General features: G+C 69.3%; 15 protein-coding genes and 3 pseudogenes. 4 read left to right on the top strand and 14 right to left on the bottom strand.

Annotated elements, in window-relative coordinates:
* The first annotated feature begins 635 nt into the window (after positions 1-635).
* A complete protein-coding gene (locus tag ACK8N7_RS00760) occupies positions 636-872 on the top strand; it encodes an STAS domain-containing protein (RefSeq protein WP_500440364.1) in 237 nt (78 codons plus the stop codon).
* A gap of 231 nt (positions 873-1103) precedes the next feature.
* Here ACK8N7_RS00760 and ACK8N7_RS00765 read toward each other — a convergent pair.
* The 4 genes and pseudogenes from ACK8N7_RS00765 to ACK8N7_RS00780 all read right to left on the bottom strand — a co-directional run.
* Positions 1104-1289, bottom strand: a pseudogene (locus ACK8N7_RS00765) (MerR family transcriptional regulator); the annotation flags it as partial.
* 45 nt (positions 1290-1334) lie between these two features.
* Complete coding sequence (locus tag ACK8N7_RS00770; protein ID WP_500440365.1) at positions 1335-1874, bottom strand: SMI1/KNR4 family protein; 540 nt, start codon at positions 1872-1874, stop codon at positions 1335-1337.
* Between the two features lie 418 nt (positions 1875-2292).
* The gene (locus ACK8N7_RS00775) at positions 2293-2466 is read right to left on the bottom strand and encodes a CsbD family protein (RefSeq protein ID WP_403218799.1); all 174 of its coding nucleotides are present in this window, start codon (positions 2464-2466) and stop codon (positions 2293-2295) included.
* Positions 2467-2581: 115 nt separating this feature from the next.
* Positions 2582-2943 (bottom strand): annotated as a pseudogene (locus ACK8N7_RS00780) (DUF6009 family protein); the annotation flags it as partial.
* A 154-nt stretch (positions 2944-3097) separates the two neighbouring features.
* Here ACK8N7_RS00780 and ACK8N7_RS00785 point away from each other — a divergent pair.
* Together ACK8N7_RS00785 and ACK8N7_RS00790 are read left to right on the top strand one after the other, a co-directional pair.
* On the top strand, positions 3098-3292 hold the full coding sequence (locus tag ACK8N7_RS00785) for an ArsR/SmtB family transcription factor (protein ID WP_500440366.1): 195 nt from the start codon (positions 3098-3100) through the stop codon (positions 3290-3292).
* 208 nt (positions 3293-3500) lie between these two features.
* Positions 3501-3884 (top strand): SH3 domain-containing protein, encoded by a 384-nt coding sequence (locus tag ACK8N7_RS00790; protein WP_500440367.1) that lies wholly within the window; start codon positions 3501-3503, stop codon positions 3882-3884.
* Between the two features lie 139 nt (positions 3885-4023).
* On the opposite strand, the gene ACK8N7_RS00795 is transcribed toward ACK8N7_RS00790, so the two are convergent.
* From ACK8N7_RS00795 to ACK8N7_RS00805, 3 genes are all read right to left on the bottom strand, one after another.
* Positions 4024-4158, bottom strand: coding sequence for a flavodoxin family protein (locus ACK8N7_RS00795; protein ID WP_403218805.1), 135 nt, complete (start codon positions 4156-4158; stop codon positions 4024-4026).
* Between the two features lie 68 nt (positions 4159-4226).
* Positions 4227-5312: an LLM class flavin-dependent oxidoreductase gene (locus tag ACK8N7_RS00800; protein WP_403218807.1), complete on the bottom strand. Its 1086-nt coding sequence runs from the start codon at positions 5310-5312 to the stop codon at positions 4227-4229.
* 104 nt (positions 5313-5416) lie between these two features.
* Positions 5417-6193 (bottom strand): MBL fold metallo-hydrolase, encoded by a 777-nt coding sequence (locus ACK8N7_RS00805; RefSeq protein ID WP_403218809.1) that lies wholly within the window; start codon positions 6191-6193, stop codon positions 5417-5419.
* A gap of 86 nt (positions 6194-6279) precedes the next feature.
* Between ACK8N7_RS00805 and ACK8N7_RS00810 the strand changes: the two genes are divergently transcribed.
* Positions 6280-6897 (top strand): CGNR zinc finger domain-containing protein, encoded by a 618-nt coding sequence (locus tag ACK8N7_RS00810; RefSeq protein WP_403218811.1) that lies wholly within the window; start codon positions 6280-6282, stop codon positions 6895-6897.
* 79 nt (positions 6898-6976) lie between these two features.
* Here the strand turns inward: ACK8N7_RS00810 and ACK8N7_RS00815 are convergent, their stop codons facing one another.
* The 7 genes and pseudogenes from ACK8N7_RS00815 to ACK8N7_RS00845 all read right to left on the bottom strand — a co-directional run.
* On the bottom strand, positions 6977-8530 hold the full coding sequence (locus tag ACK8N7_RS00815; RefSeq protein WP_500440368.1) for a PQQ-dependent sugar dehydrogenase: 1554 nt from the start codon (positions 8528-8530) through the stop codon (positions 6977-6979).
* Between the two features lie 117 nt (positions 8531-8647).
* Entirely contained in the window at positions 8648-9319 is a 672-nt protein-coding gene (locus ACK8N7_RS00820; protein ID WP_403218815.1) for a lytic polysaccharide monooxygenase auxiliary activity family 9 protein, read from the bottom strand.
* A gap of 1119 nt (positions 9320-10438) precedes the next feature.
* Complete coding sequence (locus ACK8N7_RS00825; RefSeq protein WP_500440369.1) at positions 10439-10567, bottom strand: hypothetical protein; 129 nt, start codon at positions 10565-10567, stop codon at positions 10439-10441.
* Positions 10564-11082 (bottom strand): peptidase dimerization domain-containing protein, encoded by a 519-nt coding sequence (locus ACK8N7_RS00830; RefSeq protein WP_500440370.1) that lies wholly within the window; start codon positions 11080-11082, stop codon positions 10564-10566. The genes ACK8N7_RS00825 and ACK8N7_RS00830 overlap by 4 nt, the downstream gene beginning before the upstream one ends.
* Before the next feature lie 2 nt (positions 11083-11084).
* On the bottom strand, positions 11085-11840 hold the full coding sequence (locus ACK8N7_RS00835; RefSeq protein ID WP_403218819.1) for a transposase family protein: 756 nt from the start codon (positions 11838-11840) through the stop codon (positions 11085-11087).
* A gap of 317 nt (positions 11841-12157) precedes the next feature.
* Entirely contained in the window at positions 12158-12358 is a 201-nt protein-coding gene (locus ACK8N7_RS00840) for a hypothetical protein (RefSeq protein WP_500445948.1), read from the bottom strand.
* A gap of 19 nt (positions 12359-12377) precedes the next feature.
* Positions 12378-12719: pseudogene (locus ACK8N7_RS00845) on the bottom strand (DinB/UmuC family translesion DNA polymerase); the annotation flags it as partial.
* Between the last annotated feature and the right edge of the window lie 86 nt (positions 12720-12805).

Raw genomic sequence — 12805 nt, forward strand, 5'->3', positions numbered from 1 at the left:
TAGAACCCCACTGCCGAACTTCCCGGTGCGCACGCCCACAGCCAGACGCCTTCACCGAGGTGCTGCTTTGGTCCTGCTGCTGTGTGATGCCACTACGTGTACTGCGGTACTGCATCACGGCAGCCCCTGATCACTGCGGGCCACCCGGTCCGGAGCCAGTCCCGTCGCCGTCCTGCAACTGCTCTGGCTTCGGAACTCCACCACCGGACCGTCCAACATCCTGCAACTACGGTCCTGCGCGTATTGCGGTGATGCTCCCGGCAGTTCATCTCTGCCGGGCCCTGCTGTCCTCTGGGCTACGAGAGAAACCATAACCACACCACCACCCAATGTCTACTCCATCCACCACAGGTTTCCGCGTGGCCTGTAAAGAGGTAATCGAACGTAGGCAGCACACAGGGGAAGGGCCAGGGTTCAGGCAGTGTCGCAGGCCCTGGGCGGCACAGGTGTCCGCCCCGTCGCGTCGTAGGGCTGATCGCGGTGGCGCCCTCGCCCGACCGTCCCGGCGAGCGTCCCTTCGTAGAGGTGGGGCCCGGATCAGGCGCTTCGGAACCCTCCAAGGGACGTCACGGCGGCATACTTGCCCCATTACGTCTCCTGCAAGCCCCCGGCACCCCGGTGCCGGGCCCCTGCCCGTGATCGCGCCACAAGGCGAGTTCGACTACGACACGGTGCCCTGGCTGCAGGAACAGATCGACACCGCTGTCAATGAGTACGGCGGAGTGATCCTGGACGCGGGAGGGATCACGTTCCTCGACTCCACGGTGCTCACACTGATCCTGATGACCCACCAGCGCACCCACCTGCGCATAGCCAATCTGCCGCCCGGGCTGACCCAGGTCTTCGGCTCTACGGCATCGACCACGTCCTGAACCTCTACCCGACTGTGGACGCCGCCCGCACCGCCTGACACCGCCCACCACCGTCCCCACCGCAAATCGGGGGTAGGAGGCAAAGGGGCGGGGGCAGGTACTGTCGTCGAACCGTTCGACCCCGGCACGAACCGCCACGTGTTCCCCAGTATCTGGCGGACAAGCCAGGCCCCCAGGGCCTCGGAGGATGCCTAGCACTTCAGGCTGCGGCAGGCGGTTTCACTCAGCGTTGATGCGCCGGGCAGCGTCGATGCGGGTGCCCTGGTCGACGAGCTCGCCGGCACGGACGGCGATGTGCAGCTGGTAGAGGGAGTAGCGGTGGCTGCAGGTGCTGCGGAGCGGGGTGATGAGGCGGGCCTCATCGATGGCGCGGAGGAAACCGTGGGTGGTACTGAGTATCTCGGCAGCACGGCTTATCGTCCAGGCGGGATAGACATCGTCCTCGAGACGGTGAAGAGTCGTCTAGGGGCACGCTGCTTCCCGCACCATGGCGGCGAAGTCGTGGTGAGGCTCGGGGTCGTCACCGTCGCCGGGCCACCACACATACGCGGTCCACTCGCCGTCATCCCCGATGCTGTCGGCGTGCAGCAGCCAGTAGCAGCCGCTACCGCCGTCGTCGTCGCCGACCAGCAGGCATCGCCTGAGTACAGTGAGCTGCTCCTCGAAGCTGTTGAGGTCCGACCACGCTTCGAAGAGCTCGGCGTCGAGGTCGGCAAACCAGCCGATTGCGCCGACCTGGAACAGGTTGACAAACCCGATGTCTTCCCAGCCGTCGCTGACCTGGAGGAAGTTTCGGTACGAGGGAGGAAACCTCACCCCGAGCCGCTCCTCGGCGGCCACTATCGCTTGCTCGCCCGCCGGTTCGGCACCGGCCCACTCGGCCTCCAGCCGCTCATTGCTGATGACCTGCCGATGCTCTTCGATGGCCTCACGGACCTCGTCCGAGCTGATGTGCCTGGCGTTGTAGTCGCTGAGGAACGCGCGCCATTCCGCGACCGTCATGGGCGAAGGGGTCGTCATACCTGAACTCCGGTGAATCGTACGGTGGGTCTCGGACAGACTCACACGACCCACTGACAATCGAAGCGTGTGCTGGCTCGGCAGCGACCTGGCCCTTGAAGCCGCCGCTCGGGACGCGGCGCTGCCTCGGCGGATCCCGCGGCGGGTACGTCTTGGCTTGCAGCAATAGCCCCGCACGGCGCTGCCTGTTGGCAGACGCTTCACGGGTTAGCCGGGAAATCGCGAGGAGCTGGCTCTACTGCTCGGCACGGCTCCGACCACGATCCGCCGGACAGAACCTAGGGCTGCAGCGTGGCTTCATCCATCTACCTCGAAGCACCTGTTCCGTGCCAGGTCCTGACGCAGCACGGCCCCGCCGGAGCAGTGCTCCGCGGGGCTTGGTGCAGTCGGCTGGACTGTGTCAGTCGGTGAGGGTGTCCTTGACCTTCTCCTTGGCCTGACGGGCGTCGCCCTTGGCCTGATCGGTCCGGCCTTCGGCCGTGAGCCGCTCGTTGCCGGTAGTGCGGCCGGCGACTTCCTTGATCTTGCCCTTGGCCTGCTCGGTCTTCGCCTGGGCCTTCTCATCAGCAGCCATGCCACTCACACCCTTGCTGTGCTGGACGTTACGGTCCCCCACCACCTGACCCCCGACACCGTCTCCAAACATGCCGCCCGAAAACCCCCTCACGTGGGGACGGCCGCCGTGGGGGTCAGAGCGGAAGGGTTATCCCGAGTTCCTGCATAGCAGTGGAGGGTGGGCCGCCAACCAGAGCGTTCGGTTTTGTAGCCCTTGGTGGCGGGTGCCAGGGTGCGGGGGTCGACGGCTTCGGCGGGGGCGCCGGTGGCGTAGAGGCCTTCTGGCTGGGTGTCGCGGTCGTGCGGGAGGAGCCAGAAGACGCGTCGGCGGAAGGTGCCGGAGGAGCGGGAGGCTTTGGCCTGAGGGCCCAGGAGGGCGTAGCCGATCATGCGGCCGTCGCGGTGGTAGGGGGGGTTTGCCGCGGCGGGTGGGCAGGCGGTCAAGGCTCTGGCGGACGTAGTCGAGGTCGGTGGTCTCCTCGAGCCAGGTGAGCTTCCTGTGGGACCCGCTCGATACTGCCCAGCCACCCCGACTGAGCGTGCCAACTCTCCGCCAGCCGCTGATCGATATCGGACCGGCGGAAGCGGACGGCTCCGCCATACGGAACCTGGGATCTCTACTCGGCCGCACGCGAGCCGCCGCTCTACCGGTGACAGCAGAAGGCTGCACGACGAGCGAACTGGCCCGGCGCCTCAACGTCACGGCGGCAGCGGCCAGTCAGCACGCGACCGTGCTGCGCAACTCCGATCTCATCACCACCAGCCGCCGAGGCGGGTCCGTGCTGCACCACATCACCCCTCTCGGGCTGGCTCTGCTGCGGACCGGCGCCCTGACAAAACCGTGAGGCCCGAGGGCACCACGGCGTCCGGCTGGGCGCGAGACCCCCGCCTGCCGACCCGGCACCTTTAAGCCGTCGCTTAAAAGGTGGGCCGCAGGTGGCCGACCCCTCCAGGATGTGAAGCCACAACCAGGTGACACCGCTAGGCCAGCCGAGTCTGCTCCTCCGTACGTGTGCCGCACCCAGAACCGACGACACAAGGGGAATCGATTCCATGACCGTCACAGCAGCACGCCGCACCATGTCACCGCGTCGCTCCGCCGCCCGCGCGGCGGCCGTGGCGGCGCTGTCCGCCGCCGCGCTCCTCGGCGGCGGTCTCACGGCCCAGGCCGCCGCACCCGCCCGCACGACGGGCGCGGCCGTGGAGCTCACGCCAGCCGGTGCGCTCGCCACCCGGTGCTACTACAGGGTCAACGCGACCGGCGGTCTGGTGATCCGCAGCGGTCCCGGCAGCAGCTACACGCGCGTCGGGTCCTACCCCAACGGCGCCACGGTCCTCGCGTCAGCGTCCACCACCAACGGCTTCCGCAACGTGGGCACCAATCGCTGGGTCTCTGCGGCGTACCTCGTCCGCATCACCAGCTATCCCTGCGAATGACAAGGGACCCGCGCCGGGGACACGGTTCCTAAGCCCTTCAACGGGCCGCCGGCCGCAGGAATCCCTGCGGCCGGCGGCCCGTCCGCGGCTTTCCGACCGGTCTCCGAATTCGTCAAAGCAAGTGACCGCGGCCTACCTGTCAGCGTGCGGGATGCAGGTCGCGCAGGGCGAGTTGGTGGGTGTGGTGACCGCGGTTCCGCAGGCCCGCGGCGGTGTACTCGGCCAGCAGGGAGGTACGGGAGGGACTGCCGGACAGGGCGAGAACGGTGGCCACGGGAACCCCTGGGACTACAGGGGGGATCGGCAGTGAAGAGCGGCGGGCGGAAGGTCTCCCGTCCCGCGTCAGTGCGCGTTGTCTGGCATGCCGTAGGCGTCGGCGATCAGCTCGGTGGAGCGCAGCCGGGCCTGGACGGAGTGGCCGACGCTGCCGATCATGAGCTCGTCCGCGCCGGAGTCCCCCTGGACCTGGTTCAGGTGGGCGGTGACCTGCTCGGGGGTGCCGTGCGGGACGTGGGTCAGCCAGCTGTCGACGGCTTGGCGTTCCTGGGGGTCGTAGGTGTAGGCGTCCACTTCCTCGGGGGACGGCAACAGGTAGGACTTGCGCTGGAACATGCGGAGCATGGCGTGCGCGAGGGTGCCGGCCTGGCGGCGGGCCTCGTGTTCGTCGTCGGATGCCGCGACGGTGAAGCTGACCAGCGCGTACGGCTCTGCCAGGGCCTCGGACGGAGTGAACTGCTCGCGGTACAGGCGCAGGGCGGCCACGGCATCGCGCGGATTGAAGTGCGCGGCGAAGGCGAACGGCAGGCCGAGCCGGGCGGCGAGCTGCGCCGAGTAGCCGGACGAGCCGAGCAGCCACACCGGCAGGCGGCCCGCGGTCGGGGTGACGCCGTTGAGCCGGTCCTGGGCGGGGCCCGGCACGGCGTACACGCGCTCGGCGTAGGGGTGCTCGGCCGGGAAGTCGTCGCCGAGAAAGTGCAGTAGTTCGAGGACCTGTTGGGGGAAGTCGTCGGCGTCGCTCGCGCCGCGGCGCAGGGCGGCGGCCGTGGTGTGGTCGGTGCCCGGGGCGCGGCCCAGGCCCAGGTCGATGCGGCCGGGGGCGAGGGCGTCCAGCATGCCGAACTGTTCGGCGACGACCAGCGGCGGGTGGTTGGGGAGCATGATTCCGCCCGCGCCGAGCCGCAGCCTGCTGGTCTCCGCGGTGAGCCGGGAGAGCAGGACGGGCGGGCTGGAGGTGGAGACGCCGGGCATGGCGTGGTGCTCGTTCATCCAGTAGCGGGTGAAGCCGCGCCGGTCGGCGAGCCGGGCGAGTTCGATACTGCCGGCCAGCGCCTCCGTGGCCCTCTGGCCGGTGCCGGTCATGGCGGAGTCCAGTACGGACAGGGGGGCGGGGGCGGAGCCGTGGCGGGTGCCGCGGATGGGGTCGGTCATGGTGGTGCGGTCCTTCGGTGGTGCGGGAGGTGGGGCCGGGCGCCGGGCGACATCAGCGGCGGGTCTGTGTCGCCCGGCCCCGGCCGTGTCTGGCGTACGTGGGGTCAGCCGCGGACGCCGAAGTCGACGCGGTCGGCGAGACCGGCGGCGGCGAAGGCGGCGATGAGCTCCTCGCGGCCTTCGGTGAAGTGGGCCCAGCTGTCGAAGTGGACCGGCACGATGCGGTGGGTGCCCAGGATGCGGGCGGCCTCGGCGGCCTGAGCACTGTCGAGGGTGAGCAGCGCGCGGTCCAGGACGGGAGTGCGGACCGCGCCCGCGAACAGTACGGCGGTGTCCACCGGGCCGAAGCGGCTGGCGATCTCGCGGACCAGGGAGAGCTGGGCGTTGTCGCCGCTGACGTAGACGGTGGGCAGGCCGTCACCGCTCAGGACGAAGCCGACGACCTCACCGACGACGGGTTCGAGGTCCTCGCGCGGTCCGGGGCCGTGCAGGGCCGGGACGCCAGTGACGGTGATCGTGCCGCCGCCGGGGCGGTCGAGCGCGATGGACTCCCAGTCCTTCAGGGGGCGTGCGGTGCCGCCCAGCCTTCCTGCGCCACTGGGCGTGGTCAGGGTCAGGGGGGCATCGGCGAGCAGGGTCCGGCCCGAGGCATCGAGGTTGTCGTCGTGCTCGTCGTGCGACAAGAGCACCACGTCAATACGGCCCAGATCAGCGGGCGCGGCCGAGGCGGGCGCGGTCTTGGCTAGCCCCGAGGGATAGCTGCCGGGGGCGTCGAAGGTCGGGTCGGTCAGGAACCGCAGCCCGCCGTACTCGATGAGCGCGGTCGGACCGCCGAAGACACGTATGGGGACCTGCTCGCTGGACGTGCCGGTTGTTGCCATGACGAAATCACCTCACGGATAGATTGGCTTACATCCGTGACCATAGGTGTTTGTCACGGATGAAAGCAAGCTGTAGCGTGAGATGCGTGAGTGAGACCGATTCCCCCGCCGCCATCGAAACTGTCGACCCCGGGCTGCCGTCGGCACCGGGCGCTGAGCGCTACCCCGCGCTCGACCTCGCCAACAGCGCCATCGCCCTGCCGGGCGGCCAGTTCCTCGACTCCTTGGGCACCCCCTCCGGCGCCAACCAGTGGCTGGACGACCATGACCTGGCCCCCGCGGACGCCGGCCTGCAGGAGATCTGTGCGGCACGCCTGCGTTCCCTGCGCGAACAGGTACGGGCCTTGCTCGCCGCCCAAGTAGGGGGGCATCCGGCTCCCGCCACCGCGCTGGCGGCCGTCAACGACGCCCTCACACGGGTCCCCACCGCCTCCCCGCTCGGCTGGGACGCGGTCCGCGGCATGCACCGCACCGCACCGCACCCCATCGACCAGATCGTCGACCAGGCCCTGGGCATCCTCGCCGCCGACGCCGCCGACCTGCTCACCGGGCCCGACGCCGAACGGCTGACGGCCTGCCCCTCCACCCCGTGCAACCGCTACCTGCTCCGTGCCGGGCGCCGCCACTGGTGCTCGGTCCGCTGCGGCGACCGCGCCCGCGCCGCCCGCGCCTACGCCCGCCGCACGCAGAACACCACCGGCTGAGTCCGGCCGCCCCGCCCGCGGGTCACGACACCCGCGCCGGGGCCCCTCGACCGGATCGCGGACGCCGCAGCAGCTGATATCAGCGGCCGACCGCGCAGGCGTCCCCGTTGAGCGTGAACCGCGGCGGTGACGACGAGTCGCCGGTATGGGCGGCGAGATAGCCGAGGGTGACGCTCGCGCCGGGAGCGATCGTGGCGTTGTGCGAGGTGTTGGCGGCCGTGATCGTGTTGCTTCCCTGGGTGAGGTCGGTGTTCCAGTCGGAGGTGACGGTCTGCCCGAGGGCCAGCGGGAACTCCAGTGTCCAGCCGTTCACCGGAGTGCTGCCGGTGTTGGTGACCGTCAGGTCGACCGTCGTGCCGGTGCCCCATGCCCGCACGGTGGGCTGCACGCGACAGGTGGGTTCCTCCTGGGCGAAGGACACCCGGTGCAGGCCGCCCGGCAGGTCGTTGACCACGTAGAGCTCCCCGTCGACGGCCGTACCGATCGCCGTCACCTGGGTGGGCATCTCCCCTATCTCGGCCTGCTCGTAGCCGCCTTCGCCATCGGGGCGCAGCGCCCAGACGGTGGAGGAGCAGTAGTCGGTGGCGATGTACGTGCCGCCTACGAGGTCGGCGTGCTTGTCGCCCCGGTAGACGTGACCGCCGATGACCGAACAGCCGCCGGTGTACGGGGAGTAGGTGAAAACCGGCGCGGTGTACGTTTCGTCGGCGTCGCAGTCGCCGCCGGTGAACTTCTCCAGTCCCTCGTAGCAGGACCAGCCGAGGTTCAGACCTCCCTGTCCGGGCCTGATGTGATCGACCTCTTCCCACCGGCCCTGGCCGACGTCGCCGATCCACATCGAGCCGTCGATGCTGTCGAAGGAGAATCGCCACGGGTTGCGCAGCCCGTACAGCCAGATCTCGTCGCGGGCTCCGGGGGTGTCCACGAAGGGGTTGTCTTCGGGCACGCAGTAGGGGAGCCGGCCGCAACTGCGGCTTACGTCGATGCGCACGGTCTTGCCCAGCAGGGTGTCCAGTCGCTGCCCGGCGCGGAGGGGGTCCGCGGAACCGCCGCCGTCACCGATGCTCCAGTACAGGTGACCGTCCGGGCCGAACGCCAGCTGGCCGCCGTTGTGGTTGCTGAACTCGGAATGTGGCTGGGAGAGCAGGACCTCCAGGCGGGAATCGTCGAGCCGGTAGCGGGCTACGGTGACCGCGCCGTCGGGCAGTGCCGTGTACGCCAGGTACACGCTGCGGCTGTCGTCGAAGTCGGGCGGAACGGCGATGCCGAGCAGGCCGCGCTCGTTGCCCGATTCGTCCACGGCCGACGTGATGTCGATGAGCGGCTCCGGGGTCAGGCCGGTGCGGGGGTGGTAGGCACGTACAGTTCCGGACTTCTCGGTGATGAACAGGCGATCAGTGCCGTCATCGGGTGCGACGACGGCGGTCGGCCGTCTCAGTCCGGAGGCGACCTGGGTGGTGGTCGCGCGGAGCGACGGAAGGGGGACGGAGGAGGAGTTCGTCGCCGCGTCGGTCGGTGTGGTGGTCGCCGTCGCGGGAGCGGCTGCCGCGAGGGACTGGGCGGCGGGCAATGCGGTGAGAGTGGTCAACAGGACGGCCAGCAGGAGCTGCCCGGTCCAGCGGTGTCGCGACATGTCGGCTCCGGAATCGAGGACGCTTGCACGGCGGTGGCGTCGGTACACGAGGGGGGTCGGGACACGGGAGCCCCGCCGGGCATGTGGCGTCCGGCGGGAACCCGGTGAGCGGTGGGGTCAGTCGAAGTTCACATCGCTGCACAGGAAGTACGTCTGGTCCATGTGCGATGCCTGCCAGATCGTGTAGACGACGTGGTGACCGGTGTAGCCGGACGTGCTCACGGGGATCGAATAGTTCTGGCTGGGCCCGTACCTTCCGGTCTGCGCGACCAGTTCGAGGTCACTCCAGCGCAGCGCCTGGGTGGTGGGGTCGAAGCCTTGCCGGCTGACGTAGACCTTGAAGTAGTCCGCGCCGTGGCTGGCCTGGTCGTACAGCTCGACGGTGAAGTCATCGGTGATGTTCGCGGTCTTCCACGCGCCCACGGTGTCCAGCGCGTTGTAGCGACCGCCCTCGGTCCGCCCGCCGCTGCACAGCTGGCCGTCCGGTACGACCGCCTGGAAGTTGCCTCCGGAACCGTTGCGGTACAGGCCGTTCCAGTTCCACATGGCGTTCGGGTTGGCCTGCCACGCCTGCCAGCACATCGGGTCCTGCTGTGCCATGGCCGGATTCTGGAAATCGCTGCCCCAGCGCTGCCAGCAGCCGTAGGCGCGTGACGCCGGGTCGACGACCGACCCGTGAGCCATGGCCGTGCCGCTCCATGTGGTCATGCTGAGAAGCACCGCTGCGACGGTGCTCAGGACGAGCGTAAGACTGCGCCACCTCCACGTGGCACGTACATGACAATTCATGATCTCCTCCTTCGGTGGGGGAGCCGGAGAAACCGGCGGAGTCGAGGGTGTGGGAGCGCTCCCGCACGTCCACAGTGCGCATGGCGTGACGGGGCGGGCAATATCTGTTCACGCCACTTCAACGCCGCATGGCGCAAAGCGCTTGTCCTCCGAGGACGGACGCCGGGCGCCGCCCCAAGGGCTCCTCTGCCATGCCCCGACCCGACCGCGGGCTTACCGTCTCCACATCCGCTGGACCGACATGCTCGACGACACGATGGCTTTCCAAGCCGCCCGTGTGCCGGCGTACCGCTCGGCAGCTGCTGCTGCTCACCGCCCCCAGAGATGGTCCAGCCTGCCGTTCCGAGCCCCGCCGATCACGTTTCGGCCTCCAGGGCATCGCTGTGGGCCAGTGGGCCGGACGCCTTGAGTGCAACACCCGTTCACAGAGCCCGCCGAGACGGCTGTTTCAGGCCTCCCGTCCCTTCTTCAGGCGGTGCCCCGATGCGGCGATCCCCTTGACAGCGAGCGGCCCCCAGCGAGGAGGTGGCCGGTGCGTGGACGGCGTGGTCAGGAGGCATCGCCTGGCTGGGGCGGACCGAGACCGGCGACGTGGCCGCGATCGTAAGGCCTGGGGCAGGAGATGGCGGCTCGCAGCGCCTGCGGAGGTGCGGCAGAGGCTCCGCGTCGAGCGTCAAGAATCTCCGAAAGCCGCTCTGAAGGCGTCGCTCATGCAGGCACCTCGCTCACGAATCAGCAGGTCAGCGAGTTGTGAAGATTGATCCGCCCGCTCGAACACTACCCGGAGCCAAACAGGTCGAGCACCTCACCCCGGGACGGTATATCCGCAGGTCAGAGCCCCTTCGCCGCAGGCTCAAGGATCGCCACGCACTCCACATGGTGCCGTCATCGGATAGACGTCAGGCAGCGCCGCAGTAAGCAAAATGCCTGGTGGGAGCCGGGTTTCAGCCCCCTTTGTCGGCCATCCGGGTGCCGGAGCGTCAAACGAGCGTCAGCGAACCACCTGCTCGACAGCCGTCGGGCGCGGGCAACCCGCGCGCATCGACCTGCGGGACCTTTTCATCACCGCTCGGCTCCTCGGCCCGAGGCCCGAATATCCGGCACGTGGCGTGCAGACGATTACGGACCGCGCTCGCCGTCCGGCAAGGCCACGAGGGTTGCGGCGTAACGAGTTCCGGCCAACGTGTCGGCCGGGACGGCCTCGTCGATCCTGCCGAGATCATCCTCGGCCGTGGCCAGGTCGCTCACCCCAGTCGGCTCAGCGCCGCCGACACCAGTGTCCGGACACCGGGCAGGAGCACCGAAAGGTCGGGGGCGAACAGAGGACTGTGGTTCCCCGGTACGTTGCCGATCTTCTCGGCCAGGTCCGCTCCGGAGGCCGCGTCCCACACCGCGGGTGGGGTCGACGTCACGTAGCAGAAGTCGTAGGGCACGCCCCCGGGCGCGAGGAGGGAGAAGTCCTCGCTGCCCATCGCGGGGCCGAAGTCGAGCACCGTGGGCGGTCCGAACAGTTCGCGGTGCACGGCGGCGATCTCGCCGTCGAGGACGGTGTCGTTGACGGTGTTCGGGTAGCCGGGCCGGACCGTGACCTCCGGTGGGGTCGGGCAGCCGGCGGTCCGGCACTCACCCTCCACGATGCGGCGGACGGCTCGAAAGACGCGGTCGCGCACACGCGTGTCCTGGGTGCGCAGGTTCAGGGAGAGCCGGGCCTCGGCGGGGATGATGTTGTGCTTCGTACCGGCGTGGAACTGAGCCCTTTCCAACCTCAGGCTGAGGCGTGGTGAAGGACGAGGACGGCCTTCACGGTGTCGGTGATCCGGTTGGTGCTGCAGCGGAGCTTCCGTAGAAGGCGCCAGCCCTTCAGGGTGGCCATGGCCTGCTCGCCGAGGCAGCGGATCTTGGCGTGGGTGCTGTTGTGGGGCCGTCTCCATCCCTTGAGGCGGCGGCTCCGGAAGGGCACTCGCACGAGGCGGCCGGCGCCTTGGTATGCCTTGTCCGCCCAGCATTTCAGCCCGGCGGCAGCGAGGGCGTCGATGATTCCGTGGGTTCGGGCGGCGGTCAGATCGTGGGTGGCTCCGGGCAGGGCGGGCGAGGCCCACAACAGCCGCCCGCAAGGGTCGGTCAGGACCTGCACATTCATGCCGTGCCGCTTGTGCTTACCGGAGTAGTACGGGGTGTCGGCGGCGATCCGGTCGATCGGGAGCAGGGTGCCGTCCAGGATGGCGAATGCCTTCGCCCGGATCACCTTCATGGCCTCGTCCAGGGTTGGAGCGAGGGTGGCCAGCACCTCGACAGCCTCGCGTATGTAGCGGAACGCGGTCGCGACTCCGATGCCGAACCCTGCGGCGAGCTGGGCATACGTATCGCCGCATCGCAGGTGGGCCAGGACCAGCAGAGCCTGGCGGCCGGTCGACAGTCGGCGCCACCGTGTCCCGATCTCTCGCCGCCGAGCGGCGAGTTGCCTGCTCAGGTATCTCAGGGTGCGGCTGGGCAGATCGATCGAGGACGGGTAGACGAGCACGCGAAGCTCCTGGCGGACACGGGTGATCTTGGTCGTGAACCCGTCTACCAGGAGCTTCGTCGTTCCCTACAGCCATCACGGGTCAACACCCGGACGCAGACGTCAGGTTGGAAAGGGCTTACTGTTCCCGTAGATCGACGAAGCCAGCGGCGGGTTTCGCGGCGGTCCGCAGCGCGCACATGCCGAATCGTTCGCCGCAGCCGGGGAGGCAGCGAAGGGTGCGTCAGACGGCTCGTCCGTACGCGGCGGCGGGGCCGACGGTCCCGGCGCCGAGGCGGAGGTTAAGCGCGTCGATCGCACTCTCGGCGCGCAGCTGGTCATCTCGGTGGGGGTTCGGGTGTGCGGGCGGCGTCTTGGAGTTGTTCGCAGCGGGCGGTGACGGCGCGGATCCGGGCGCGCTGGAAGCCGCAGTCGGCATAAAGGTCGTAGAGGACCTGGCGGAGGTCGTCGGTGTGTGCGGAGGGTCCGCCGTGCAGGCGTCGGAAGCGGATGACCTTGCCCTGGTCGGCCAGGGTCACGGTTAGGGGTGACGGTCCGGGCGGTCTGCTGGCGGTTGCGGAGCCGGTCGCCGAGCTCGACGGCGAGGGAAAGCAGGGCCGCGCGGACGGTAGCGGGGTCGAGGGTGTCGATGGGGAAGCGGCGCTGGGCGCTCGCGCTGTAGGGGAGGTCGGTGGGGACGACGGCCCGGCGGTCGATGCCCTGGGCACGTTCGTGAATCAGTCGTCCGGAACGCCCGCCGAGGATGCGCTGCACTCCCGACTCCGGGAGCGTGGCTAGGATTCCGACGGTGTGGACGCCGAACGCGGTCAGGGTGCGGGCCTGGGCAGGGCCGATGCCGTACAGCTCCCCCACCGGCCGTGGAGACAGGAACGCTTCCATGTCCTCGCGGGTGGCGCCGACGGTGCGGATGCCGCCGGGGCCGGTCTCGTTCGAGGCCATCGCGGCGAGCGCCCAGGTCGTGGCAA

This window comes from Streptomyces griseobrunneus, assembly GCF_046713465.1.
Taxonomy (GTDB): domain Bacteria; phylum Actinomycetota; class Actinomycetes; order Streptomycetales; family Streptomycetaceae; genus Streptomyces; species Streptomyces microflavus.